This is a genomic window from Neisseria sp. HMSC065D04 (genome assembly GCF_001815675.1).
In the GTDB taxonomy this organism is placed as follows: Bacteria; Pseudomonadota; Gammaproteobacteria; order Burkholderiales; family Neisseriaceae; genus Neisseria.
Genome location: NZ_KV821500.1, coordinates 32,918 through 45,246, shown reverse-complemented (window position 1 = coordinate 45,246; position 12,329 = coordinate 32,918). Strand labels below are relative to the sequence as shown.

The following is a 12,329-nucleotide window of genomic DNA, read 5'->3' as shown; positions in this document are numbered from 1 at the left end:
GCAATACTGCCTTAGTGTGCGCAGTGAGAAGGCTCGTTATTGGAAACGACTGCCTTGCCGGCGTACTATGCCAACTACGTCTCCACCAAATAGGGCGTTCACATCCGTTTCGTCAAATACGTATTTAGTGTGGCAAAAGTCGCAATCGATTTGGATACTGCCTTGTTCTGCAACAATACCGCCAACTTCTTCTCCGCCTAACATAAGCAACATATCGCTGACTTTGCCGTGTGAGCAGGTGCAGGCAAATTCGATACTTTCGGAATCGAAAACCCGGGGAGGGGTTTCATGATAGAGCCGATAGAGAACGTGTTGTGCGTCTAGGGCAGTTAGCTCTTTCGGTGTCAGCGTTTGGGTCAGTGTGCTGATGAGTTCCCATGATTCGGTGTCCAGTTCTTCTTCGGGCAGACGTTGTACCAGCAATCCTCCGCTGACATGATCTGAAGCGGCGAGAACGATGTGGGTATCGAGTTGCTCGGAACGTTTGATATAGTTCATGAGCATTTGGGCGATATTGTCGCCTTCAAGCGGGACAACGCCTTGCCAAGGTTCGGCATCTTTGGGTTGATGTGTGAGTACGAAAACGCTGTTGCTGCCCAAAAGGTCGGTCAGGCTTTCGTCATCACGGATGTCGGCGGTTTCATCCCAGCGGGCGGTAGCGCGAACGGTGTTGTCTGATGTGGCTTCGACCACAAGCATTTTCAGACGACCTTGTCCTTGTACTTGGACAATGAGCGTGCCTTCGTTTTTAAGGTTGCTGGAGAGAAGCGCACCTGCAGCGAGGAGTTCGCCTAATGCCCGGCGGATGGTGGCAGGGTAGTGTTTTTGTCCGGCGATGTGTTCCCACACGTTTTCAAGGCGGACGTGCAGACCGCGCACAGGCATATCGTCAAAGATGAAACGCGTGCGGATATCGGCGTGGTTGATGTCGGTTTGCGGCATAAATTCCTCTGTTTTTCTGAATGATGGGTTGACGGCTATATGGTTGCGCTTGCAGAGAAATCAAGGGACTTTATAATCTGTCTTGCGTTCTTAACCTTTTGCTTTTAATCGCCATGTTCTACCTCTACCAGTCCAACCGCCTTGAATCGCTAGCCGCCCTGTTTGCCGGAATCCAAAGGGTCAGGCCGCTTGAGTCTGCTTTGGCGGCGGAACAGATTGTGGTGCAGAGTCAGGGGATGCGGCGTTATTTGAGTGTTTATCTGGCGCGCGAACTGGGGGTGGCGGCGAATTTGCAATTCAGCCTGCCGGCGGGTTTGACGTGGCAGTTGATGCAGAAGCTGATTCCCGATATTCCCGCGCTCAGTCCGTTTTCGCCGGAGGTGATGCGTTGGCGGCTTTTGGATTTGTTCCGCAGCGAGCGTTTTCAGACGACCTCTGAGTTTGAAAACGTCCGCTCTATTTTGCAAAGCTATTTGGACAGCGGCGAGTCGGCGGATTATCAGTTGGCGGGGCAGTTGGCGGATATTTTCGACCAGTATCTGGTGTACCGGCCGCAGTGGATTGATGCCTGGCAGGAAGGCAAACTTCTGGGACTGGGCGACGACGAAGTCTGGCAGGCGCAGCTTTGGCGGTATTTGGACGACGGCAACCAATCCGCGCCGCACCGTGTGGCGCTGTGGGAAAAGCTGCTGTCGTCTTTGGATAAGGCGCACCTGCCCGAGCGGTTTTTCGTGTTCGGCATTTCGACGATGGCGCCGATGTATTTGCAGCTTTTGCAGAAAATTTCGGAACATTGCGATGTGTTTGTGTTCGCGCTCAATCCGAGCGGTCAGTATTGGGGCAATGTGATTGAGGCGGCACAGCTTTTGAAGGGCGGCGACGATGCGGATTTGTCGCAGACGGGGCATCCGCTGTTGGCATCGCTCGGCAAGCAGGGGCGTGATTTTTTTGATTTTCTGACGGAAATCGGCTTGGAGGAGCAGCCTGTGTTTGAAGAAGTTTCAGACGACACGCTGCTGCACTGCCTGCAAAACGATATTCAAAACCTGCGGATGCCGTCTGAAAACAGCCGCGCGGATTTGCTGGACGACGGCTCCGTCCGTATTGTGTCGGCACACAGCCCCTTGCGCGAATTGCAGATTTTGAAAGACAAGCTGTTGCGGATTCTGCACGAACATCCCGACTGGCAGCCGCACGATATTGCCGTTTTGACGCCGAACATCGAACCGTACAGCCTGTTTATCGAGGCGGTGTTCGGGCAGGCGCAGGGCGGGGCGCAGGCTTTGCCTTATTCGGTGTCGGACGTGAAACTCAGCCACCGCCAGCCGCTGCTTTACGCGCTGGAGCAAACGCTGGATTTGCTGGAAAGCCGGTTTGAAGTCGATAAAGTGCTGCCGCTGTTGGAAAGCGGTTTGGTGCTGCGCCGTTTCGGGCTGACGGCGGATGATTTGCCGCTGCTGCACGACACCGTTGCCGAATTGAACGTGCATTGGGGTTTGGATGGAACGATGCGCGGCGCGGCGGACAATCTGTTCACTTGGCAGCAGGCGTTGGAACGCATCGTGTTGGGCTGGATGCTGCCCGACGATGGCAGCCCGCTCTGGCAAAACGTCAGCGCGTGGCACGGCGATGTCAACCGCCTTGATGTGTTCGGTCGCTTTGCCGCCTTCATCCGCACGCTGTCCCGCCTTGCCGCCGAGTGGCGCAAACCCGCAGCGGCGGAAGAATGGACGGAACGCTGCCGCGATTTGGTGCAGTCATTGTTTCTGCCCGACGCCGACGACCAATACGCCTTGCAGCAGTTTGAGCAGGCGTTGGCAAAATGGCAGGAAGAAACCGCGTTGGCGGGCTTTAGCGGCACTTTGCCACAACACACCGTCATCCGCCACATCCGCCGCTTCTTAGGCAGCGAAAGCCAAGCAGGATTCCTGCGCGGCGGCATTACCTTTTGCAGCATGGTGCCGATGCGGAGTCTGCCGTTTAAAGTCATCTGCCTCTTGGGACTGAACGACGGCGATTTCCCGCGTAACACCAAAGCCGCCGTGTTCGACTTGATTGCCAAACACCCGCAAAAAGGCGACCGCGCCCGTCGCGACGACGACCGCTACCTCTTCCTCGAAGCCATCATCAGCGCGCGCGACATCCTTTATCTCTCCTACGTCGGCCGCAGCATCCGCAACGACGACGAACTCGCCCCGTCCGCCCTCGTCAGCGAACTCATCGACACCGTCGCCGCCATGACCGGACGGCGCAGCAAAGAACTGGCGGAACAATGGGTCGAGCAACATCCGCTGCAACCGTTCTCACACCGTTATTTCATCCCAGACAACATTTCAGACGACCTCTTCAGCACGCGGCAGGACTACGCCGAAGCCCTCAACCGCCCGCGCGAACAGGCGCGTCCGTTTTTCAGCGAAGCCCTAGAAGAAAACAGCCCCGCACCGAACGTCTGGCAGGACGACTTTATCCTCTTCTGGAAAAATCCCGTCAAAGCATGGCTGCAACAAACCTTGGGCTGGCGCGAACCTTACCGCGACGAAGCATGGGAATCCGCCGAACCCTTCGAGCCGCAACGCGCTGACAAAATCGCCGTCGCCTACCTCGACGCCCGCCGCCACAACCAAGACTTTCAAGAAACTGCCGTCCGCCTCGACGCTGAAAGCCTGTTGCCCGCCGGCGAACTGGGTAAATTGTGGCAACAGAATTTCCAAGCTGCCGCCAAACGCATAGACGGCGAATTGCTGCAAAGCCCCAAACTGCCGCCCTTCGCCTACGAAATCCCATTCGACGGACAAACCCTACAAGGCAGCCTCGGCAACCTGTACCAATGCGGACAAGTGTTCTACCTCGACCGCAAACCCAATGCCCCGCAGCGCATCGCCCTCTTGCTCGAACATTTAATCTTTTGCACGGTAGGGTCGTCTGAAACCGAAACCTACCAAACCTATATCGTTCAGCCCGAAGAAACGACGCTTTATCCCGCAATCCCTAGCAGCCACGCGCAACAAATGCTGCAAAAATGGCTGGCGTTCTTCAACCTCGGACAAACGCGCCCGCTGCCTTTCTTCGCCAAAACCAGCCTCGCCGCCGCCGAAGCCTACGGCAAAAAACAGAGCTGGGAAGATGCCCTGAACAAAGCCAAGGAAAGCTATCACGGCAACAAAGTCAGCAAAGGTCAAAAAGACTATACCGAAGTCGCCTTAGTGTTCGGCAACGAAGATACCGAGCCGGTAGAAGGAGCGTTGTTCCAAAGATTGGTGGAAGAGCTGCTGATACCGCTGCTGGACGCGGTAAAGGAAGAATCGTCGGATGCGACATAGAAGCCGGAAATCAGAAGAGGCCGTACCACAGGCAGGCTGTGCACTCTGAAAACGCAAAAGGAGCAAATGATGTTGAAACATTTTATCGCGATCGCTGTCGCCGTTTTATTGAGTCAAACGGCGTACAGCCAAGCCAAACCGAGATCAGCCATGTACACCGACTACACCGACTATACCGCCATTGTTGAAGATAAATGCGCCATCGCGGCAGACGGCGGCAGCATGATGCTGACCGTGCGCAACGCGGCAGGCAAGGAAACGGTTTTCTTTATCAACCGCGGTTTCGATGTCAAAAATACGCCTAAGTACAACCAAGTCCGTGATGACAAAGGGCATAAACTGAGCGACAGCGAGAAACAGCAGTTGTTTGCGCACTTGAAGACTTTAAAAACAAGGTGCAGCAGCGAGGACTGTGCCGAGTTTGTGGATTCGTTTGTCAGGTAAGCCGCATATCGTTTCGGATGGCGTTGCTGGTTTTCAGACGACCTTGGGCTTCAAGAACGTATTTGATAAACGAAATCCGGTTTCAGAAACGTGGGTTGATATGGCGCGCCATTTCCAATGCGGTGGCAACGGCGGTCATGAGGCTGCCTGAGTCTGCTTTGCCCGTTCCGGCAAGGTCGAGGGCGGTACCGTGATCGACCGAGGTGCGGATAAAGGGCAGTCCGAGCGTGACGTTGACGCCTTGCCCGAAGCCCGCGTATTTGAGCGTGGGCAGCCCTTGGTCGTGATACATCGCTAAAACGGCATCGGCGTCTTTGAGTAAAAAGGGCTGGAATACCGTATCGGCGGGATACGGGCCGCGTGCGTCTATGCCTTCGCTTTGCAGCTGCTTGAGCGCGGGGATGATGATGTCGATTTCTTCATGACCGAGATGGCCGTTTTCGCCTGCGTGCGGATTCAGTCCGGTCACTAGGATGCGGGGGCGGGCGATGCCGAATTTGTCGCGCAGGTCGGCGTGAAGGATGCGGGTCACGGATTCGACCAGCGGGCGGGTAATGGCGGCGGCGATATCTTTGAGCGGAAGGTGGGTAGTGACGAGCGCCACCCGCAATCCGCCGCCTGCGAGCATCATGACGACTTGTTCGGTTTGGCTTTTTTCGGCGAGGTATTCGGTGTGGCCGCTGAAGAAATGATCGCTGGCGTGTCCGTCGTTGATGACGCCTTTGTGCAGCGGCGCAGTAACCATGCCGTCAAAGAGGTCGTCTGAAATGCCTTGATGGGCAGTGTCCAGCAGTTTGAGGACGTAGGCGGCATTGGCGGGATTGAGTTTGCCCGCTAGGCAGGGCGCGGCTAAAGGAATGTGCAACACTTCCAATATGCCGCGTTCGGGCTTGCCGCCCTGCGGGTCGAAATCTTGCAGGGTGATGGTTTTGCCTAATTGTTCGGCACGGCTTTGCAGCAGATTTTTGTCGCCCAACACGATGCAGCGGCACGGCAAATCGGCAAACGCCAAATCCAAGCAGATATCGGGGCCGATGCCGGCAGGTTCGCCCGAAGTCACGGCTAAAACAGGTAAAGTCATGCGGATTCCTTATGGAATGAATCTGTTGCAGAAAAATGAAAACAGCGTTGTACGGTATGTTTGAGGTCGTCTGAAAATTTTTCAGACGACCTTTTGCTTATGCCCGCATCAGGCTGCGGTAGGCATTTTGTTTCAAAACAAGCACCAGCCAGCCGAGTGCGAATGCGGTCGGGTAAAACCACAACATCCGATTTCCGCCGAGCGGCAGGATAAGCGTCAGCATACATGCCAGTACGCCGAAACCCAAAGGTGTCCAAATATCATCCCGTTCGGTATAGTCGGCGCATCGCTGCGGCAGCGTCAGCATCCAAACCAGTGCGGAGGCGAATGAAGCGGCCGCCCTGGCAGGAAAGGATGCGTTGGGTGAACAAGGTGCCAGCAGGAATTGCGCCTGTTTTTTTGACAGATGGGGATGGAACGACCGCAGATACAGATTGGCGTTGAACCACAACAATATCATCAAAGCCGTCAGGATAAGCAATACCGAGTTGCCCGCCGTTTGCTCTAAGTGTTTGTTTAGCACATTGATTATCGGAAACATGGCAATCAATGACAGATTGACCGTCAGACCGCCGACAATACTCCGTTCGCTTTTGATGTAGGAGAAAAAGGTACACCATGAATATATCCATGCGAGTACGGTCAGCAGGAAGAACATTACCGAACCGGTCGGGGTCAGGCACACGGCGGTCATCACGACAGGCAATACGAAAGCGCGCACAATCGCCGCTTTTTTAAACACAAAAGTCGCCGTGAAGAGTTTGTAGAGAGATGGCAGCCATGTGAAAAATATACTTCGGCAGACATTGACCAAGAAACACAAGAGCGCCAGCGTGAGGGAGGAGACGAGGGCCAACGAATAATACGCCTCGATATAGGCGGATAAAGCGTCATCGGCTGCCGCTGTAAACATGGCGACGAATATCGCCACAATCGGCAGCACAATCCGCATCTGCCGCCATGATTGCGCTTTCTGTAAAACAGACGTCAGTTTCGTCTTGCGCCTCATCAGTGCCGTGCGTATGGATGGCGATATTTCTTCCTGTAAAGCCGTATTCAGGAAAAACGCATTCACCGTTGCCCGCATATCGCGCCCTTGCTCGGTCAGGCGGTTCAAGCTATGCAAGAGCGGGAATTTGCCATTGGTGTTGTCAGATAAAACTTCCGCCGCATTGATGCAGTCATAAACCCACTCCAGCTCGTCCGTGCTCATACGGTGGAGAACTTCGCGGCTCTCGTGCCAGCGGAAATAAGACGCCCATTGCGCCCATACGATGATATTCGAAATATACCGATCGCGCAGAAAATCCAAAAATTCCCAAGCAATATATTCCGATTCGCCCAAAGGCAGCCGGTCCAATAAAGCGCGGATGTCGGGCCAGGAGCGTTCCAACGCCTCACTTTTCCCTTCATCTTGAATGCGTCCGATTTCCGCCAAAATATAATCCGCATCTACGCCATCGTATCCATGGTATGAATACACCTCGGCAGTTGCGCCGCTATATCCGTAGGGGTCGTCTGAAACATCAGTTTCTTCAATACGGTCTGTTTCTGCGTCTTTCCATGTATCGTACGGATAGGCTTGGGTCGATTCATATTCTGCCGCTGCCCCGTCAACATATTCGGTATGTCCATCAGGGTCGTCTGAAATATCTGCCTCATCGTTATCGGCATTATCCCAAGACCAATCGTCCGCGTCCTCTTCCTCATCGATGTAGGGCGCACGCGCCAAAGCCTCATCAAACGCCTCGCGCAGCCGCTGATATCCCTCTGCGTCATCGTCCGGACGTGTCGATTTCAACAGCTTCGCATAAGCGCGCCTGATGGCACGTTCGTCACCGGTAGGCGCAATGTGCAGAATTTCCCAGCAATCCATAGATTTCCTTGTTGTGGTATGAGCAGCGGCAAGTCATAAAGTATACAGCCTGGTTTGGTTCAAATTCAAAGGAAACGATACCGATATCGGCAGAACACAACGCCACTTGCCTTCAAAATATAGTGGATTAACTTTAAACCAGGACGGCGTTACCTCGCCTTAGCTCAAAGAGAACGATTCTCTAAGGTGCTGAAGCACCAAGTGAATCGGTTCCGTACTATCTGTACTTTGTATCTGCGGCTTTCGCCTTGTCCTGATTTAAATTTAATCAACTATACCGTTAAAAAGGTCGTCTGAAACCCGATTCCGTTTCAGACGACCTTTGTGTTCAAACCCCGTTATTCGTATTTTTCGCAGCGGATGGCAGAATCTTCGCAGAACATCGCCGAAGTTTCCGCATTGCAGGCGGTGCGGACGGCGCGGCGCGCTTCCCATTCGTTTTTCCCCGAAGCCTCAAACAACTTCTGAAACGGCTTGACGCTGCACACATAAACCCGATTCGGGTTGTACGAGTTTGACTTGGCAAGGCGTTTTTCCAATTTACTGATACGGGCTTCCAAAGCCGCTATCCGCTCATTCTCTCCCATGCCGGAACGCGCCTCTTGTGCGGCAATAAAAGCCTCAATACGCGCCAGATCCGCAGCTAACCGCGCCAGTTCCGTTTCCATCTGAGCCTGTGCTGATTCCAACCGAGCCTGTTTGGCAGCCAAAGCCGAACTCTGCACATCCCGTTCGGTAGCCGAAGCCGCATTAGCAGCAGGCAAAACAGCGGCAAGCAACAGGGCAAAGAAAGATTTTTTCATGGTATATCTCTACGACAGTTAAAAAAACGGCATATTATATAGAAAACCCATATTGAATCAGCAGGCATTACCTTGCTTTGTCTGGATTTAAAGAGAATTTACCGAAACGCAGACAGAAATGCGACAAAGACGCCTCTGCCCGCCGCCGCTTCCTTTTCAGACGACCTTATACCCATTTCAAGCAAAAAACGTTAAAATTCCGCCATTCACCTATCCGACAGCAGCAAAAACATGAGCGCACAAATCCTCGCCGTCGCCAACCAAAAAGGCGGCGTCGGCAAAACCACCACCACCGTCAACCTTGCGGCATCGCTCGCCTTCAAAGGCAAACGCGTCCTCGTCATCGACCTCGATCCGCAAGGCAACGCCACCACAGGCAGCGGCATAGACAAAGCCCGCCTCGAAGAAGGCGTGTACCAAGTCGTATTGGGCGATACCGACATCAAAACCGCCGTCGTCCGCAGCGGGGACGGCAGCTATGACGTACTCGGCGCCAACCGCGCGCTTGCCGGTGCCGAAATCGAGCTGGTGCAAGAAATCGCCCGTGAAATCCGCCTCAAAAACGCCCTGCAAACCGTCGAAAATGACTACGACTTCGTCCTCATCGACTGCCCCCCTTCGCTGACCCTGCTCACGCTCAACGGACTCGTCGCCGCCAACGGCGTCATCGTCCCCATGTTGTGCGAATACTATGCCCTCGAAGGCATCTCCGACTTGATTGCCACCGTGCGCAAAATCCGTCAGGCAATCAACCCGCGCCTCGACATCACCGGCATCGTCCGCACCCTCTACGACAGCCGCAGCCGCCTCGTCGTCGAAGTCAGCGAACAACTTTTCCAACATTTCGGCAACCTGATGTTCCAAACCGTCATCCCCCGCAACGTCCGCCTCGCCGAAGCCCCCAGCCACGGCATGCCCGCGCTCGCCTACGATGCCAACGCCAAAGGCACCAAAGCCTACCTCGCCTTGGCGGAAGAACTGTTGGAGCGGACTAAAGGTTGAGTTAGCCTGAAAGATAAAAAGGTCGTCTGAAAACTTGATTTCCAAGTTTCCAGACGACCTTTTTCGTTATCAAGCCCATATTCTGACGAGAAGAATTGTCAACAATAATATCATTCGGATTAAAAATATTTAATTAATAAACAAAAAGTAGCTTCATGTAATGCCATGATGCTTATAAATATTTTGATGATTTTAAAAATGCCATATGTAAAAAATTCAAAAAACAAAAGGCTATTCTTTGACAATCTTTAACCCATCCCCTAATATCCAACAGTTTAATTCCGCACGGCGGATTTAAGAAAAACATTTTTGAGATTTTGAGAGGTAAAACGATTATGGAATGGGAATTTAACAGTTACTACACGTTGATTGCCGCCACATTGGTTTTGTTGATTGGTAAGGTTTTGGTAAACAAAGTCAAATTCCTGCGCGATTTCAACATTCCCGAGCCTGTGGCAGGCGGCTTGATTGCTGCGATTATCCTGTTTGCACTGCATCAAGCTTACGACGTGAGCTTCAAATTTGAAAAACCGCTGCAAGACGCATTCATGCTGATTTTCTTCACTTCTATCGGTTTGAGCGCGGATTTCTCCCGCTTGAAAGCAGGCGGTCTGCCGTTGGTGATTTTCACCGCCGTCGTAGGGGCGTTTATCATCGTGCAGAACTTTGTCGGCGTCGGCTTGGCGAAGATTTTGGATTTGAATCCGCTTATCGGCCTGATTACCGGCTCGATTACCCTGACCGGCGGACACGGTACCGCAGGCGCATGGGGTCCGGACTTTGAAAACAAATTCGGCTTGGTTGGTGCTACCGGATTGGGTATGGCTTCCGCCACGTTCGGTTTGGTATTCGGCGGCCTGATCGGCGGCCCGGTTGCGCGCCGTCTGATCAACAAAATGGGACGCAAACCCATCGATCAAAGTGGACAAAAGGCAAATTCAGACGAACATGCCGACGACGTGTTCGAACAAGCGAAGCGCACCCGCCTGATTACCGCCGAATCCGCCGTCGAAACGCTTGCCATGTTTGCAGCGTGTTTGGCATTTGCCGAAATTGTGGACGGCTTCGACAAAGAATATCTGTATGACTTGCCGAAATTCGTATGGTGTCTGTTTGCCGGTGTCGTCATCCGCAACATTCTGACTTCCGCGTTTAAAGTCAATATGTTCGACCGCGCTATCGACGTATTCGGCAATGCCTCCCTGTCGCTTTTCCTCGCGATGGCACTTTTGAACCTGAAATTGTGGGAGTTGACCGGTCTGGCGGGTCCTGTAACCATCATCCTCGCCGTACAAACCGTCGTGATGATTTTGTATGCGACATTCGTGACTTATGTCTTTATGGGACGCGACTACGATGCGGCGGTTTTGGCGGCAGGACACTGCGGCTTCGGTTTGGGCGCCACGCCGACCGCCGTTGCCAATATGCAGTCCATCACTCAGACCTTCGGTCCTTCGCACAAAGCCTTCTTGATTGTGCCTATGGTCGGCGCGTTCTTCGTGGACTTGATTAACGCAGCAATCCTTTCCGGTTTCGTAAATGTCATTACCAAATAAGTAAGCATTTATAACGTTTCGTTGAAAAAGCACTTGCAACATTTACTTGTTGCAAGTGCTTTTGTTATGATGGTCGTCTGAACGACAAAACGATGCGGTTTCCGAGCCGTATCAAGGAGTATTATTTATGCACAAAAAACTGCTGGCTTTACCGCTTATCGCCCTGATGTTGGCGGCGTGCGGCAAAGAAGAACCCAAGCAGGCTTTGGAGTGTGGCAATCCTGCCGCCATTCAAAGTATCCGCAACCAAATCCAAGAAACCATCAAGCGCGAGGCGCGTTCCTTTGTCCGTGCCGACAGCCGCCAATTTGTCGATGCCGATAAAATCATTGCCGCCGGCTCCGAGTTGAATATCGTCTTGGACAATCCGCAAGAAATTACGGAAGACAACAAATCCTTGTGCAGCGCCGATTTGAAAATCCAAATCCCTGCCGAAGTATTGCGTACCGCCGATGCCAACAGTCCGCTGATTTACAGCAATACCGGCTTGACCGAAATGCTTCAGCAGAAAATCATGGGCAGCAACCTGAGCTTTGAGAACAACACGTTCTCAACCAGCGTCCGCTATACGCCCGATCCGAAAGTCGGTACGGTTTCTTTGGAAGACAATACCGTCAACATGACTGCGCAAACCCTGTCTTCCTTACTGCTGCCTTACGGTGTCAAAAGCATCGTGATGATAGACGGTAAGGCAGTCAGCAAAGAAGAGGCGATCAAAATCCTGCAAAGCAAAGCCGCTGAAGAGCCGCCTGTCGCCAAAGCAGAAGATATTTTGGAAAACAACGCGGCGAGCCAAGCTTCGGGCGTACCGCCTGCCGCGGGCCTTGAAACCGAAATCCTGCGCCCTGACGGCGAAGAGAAGCAGGAGCAGCCTTCGTTCTCTCAAAGCGACTTAGATAATGCCCGTTCGCAAAACCATCAGGCAGAGGCGGAAATCAAAGGCGTATGGGACGGCATGGAGCGCACTGTCCAACAGGAAATGCTGGCAGAACAACGCGCTTGGATTCAAACCAAAAACCAAAACTGCCAACAGGCGGCAGCAAGGGCGGACAGTCCGGCGCAAAACGAATACCTCAAGCTCCAATGCGATACCCGCATGACGCGCGAGCGTACCCAATATCTGCGCGGCTATTCGATCAACTGACGCTGCAAAGCCGACGGCAGGCTGGTGTTGATAAGCCTTCTGTCCGTTATTAAAAGGTCGTCTGAAATGCTGTTTGGCATTTCAGACGACCTTTGTATTGCGGTACAATCCACATTGCTCGTTGCATAATATAGTGGATTAAATTTAAACCAGTACGGCGT

General features: G+C 53.1%; 9 protein-coding genes. 5 read left to right on the top strand and 4 right to left on the bottom strand.

The genetic code is table 11. The features are described from left to right. Positions 1-36: 36 nt before the first annotated feature. Complete coding sequence (gene hslO / locus HMPREF3050_RS05260; protein ID WP_070773844.1) at positions 37-942, bottom strand: Hsp33 family molecular chaperone HslO; 906 nt, start codon at positions 940-942, stop codon at positions 37-39. A 113-nt stretch (positions 943-1,055) separates the two neighbouring features. Here hslO and recC point away from each other — a divergent pair, with 113 nt between their 5' ends. Continuing rightward, complete coding sequence (gene recC / locus HMPREF3050_RS05255; protein ID WP_070773842.1) at positions 1,056-4,262, top strand: exodeoxyribonuclease V subunit gamma; 3,207 nt, start codon at positions 1,056-1,058, stop codon at positions 4,260-4,262. 69 nt (positions 4,263-4,331) lie between these two features. Further along, the gene (locus tag HMPREF3050_RS05250; protein WP_070773839.1) at positions 4,332-4,706 is read left to right on the top strand and encodes a hypothetical protein; all 375 of its coding nucleotides are present in this window, start codon (positions 4,332-4,334) and stop codon (positions 4,704-4,706) included. A gap of 82 nt (positions 4,707-4,788) precedes the next feature. On the opposite strand, the gene pdxA is transcribed toward HMPREF3050_RS05250, so the two are convergent. From pdxA to HMPREF3050_RS15150, 3 genes are all read right to left on the bottom strand, one after another. Further along, a complete protein-coding gene (pdxA, locus tag HMPREF3050_RS05245; RefSeq protein ID WP_070773838.1) occupies positions 4,789-5,787 on the bottom strand; it encodes a 4-hydroxythreonine-4-phosphate dehydrogenase PdxA in 999 nt (332 codons plus the stop codon). A 97-nt stretch (positions 5,788-5,884) separates the two neighbouring features. After that, entirely contained in the window at positions 5,885-7,663 is a 1,779-nt protein-coding gene (locus tag HMPREF3050_RS05240) for a J domain-containing protein (protein WP_070773837.1), read from the bottom strand. A gap of 338 nt (positions 7,664-8,001) precedes the next feature. Beyond that, the gene (locus HMPREF3050_RS15150) at positions 8,002-8,250 is read right to left on the bottom strand and encodes a hypothetical protein (RefSeq protein ID WP_070773848.1); all 249 of its coding nucleotides are present in this window, start codon (positions 8,248-8,250) and stop codon (positions 8,002-8,004) included. Positions 8,251-8,697: 447 nt separating this feature from the next. On the opposite strand from HMPREF3050_RS15150, the gene HMPREF3050_RS05225 reads away from it, so the two are divergent. The 3 genes from HMPREF3050_RS05225 to HMPREF3050_RS05215 all read left to right on the top strand — a co-directional run bounded on the left by HMPREF3050_RS05225 (position 8,698) and on the right by HMPREF3050_RS05215 (position 12,168). Further along, positions 8,698-9,468, top strand: coding sequence for a ParA family protein (locus HMPREF3050_RS05225; protein ID WP_070773836.1), 771 nt, complete (start codon positions 8,698-8,700; stop codon positions 9,466-9,468). Positions 9,469-9,803: 335 nt separating this feature from the next. After that, positions 9,804-11,024, top strand: a complete 1,221-nt coding sequence (gene gltS, locus HMPREF3050_RS05220) for a sodium/glutamate symporter (RefSeq protein WP_009310801.1) — start codon at positions 9,804-9,806, stop codon at positions 11,022-11,024. A 127-nt stretch (positions 11,025-11,151) separates the two neighbouring features. After that, entirely contained in the window at positions 11,152-12,168 is a 1,017-nt protein-coding gene (locus HMPREF3050_RS05215) for a lysozyme inhibitor LprI family protein (protein WP_003761924.1), read from the top strand. Positions 12,169-12,329 lie beyond the last annotated feature (161 nt).

What these genes read in the sequence shown, in the direction of transcription:
- recC (WP_070773842.1), top strand. Translation starts at nt 1,056, where the DNA reads ATGTTCTACCTCTACCAGTCCAACCGCCTTGAATCGCTAGCCGCCCTG.
- pdxA (WP_070773838.1), bottom strand. Translation starts at nt 5,787, where the DNA reads ATGACTTTACCTGTTTTAGCCGTGACTTCGGGCGAACCTGCCGGCATC.
- hslO (WP_070773844.1), bottom strand. Translation starts at nt 942, where the DNA reads ATGCCGCAAACCGACATCAACCACGCCGATATCCGCACGCGTTTCATC.
- HMPREF3050_RS05250 (WP_070773839.1), top strand. Translation starts at nt 4,332, where the DNA reads ATGTTGAAACATTTTATCGCGATCGCTGTCGCCGTTTTATTGAGTCAA.
- gltS (WP_009310801.1), top strand. Translation starts at nt 9,804, where the DNA reads ATGGAATGGGAATTTAACAGTTACTACACGTTGATTGCCGCCACATTG.
- HMPREF3050_RS05240 (WP_070773837.1), bottom strand. Translation starts at nt 7,663, where the DNA reads ATGGATTGCTGGGAAATTCTGCACATTGCGCCTACCGGTGACGAACGT.
- HMPREF3050_RS05225 (WP_070773836.1), top strand. Translation starts at nt 8,698, where the DNA reads ATGAGCGCACAAATCCTCGCCGTCGCCAACCAAAAAGGCGGCGTCGGC.
- HMPREF3050_RS05215 (WP_003761924.1), top strand. Translation starts at nt 11,152, where the DNA reads ATGCACAAAAAACTGCTGGCTTTACCGCTTATCGCCCTGATGTTGGCG.
- HMPREF3050_RS15150 (WP_070773848.1), bottom strand. Translation starts at nt 8,250, where the DNA reads ATGGGAGAGAATGAGCGGATAGCGGCTTTGGAAGCCCGTATCAGTAAA.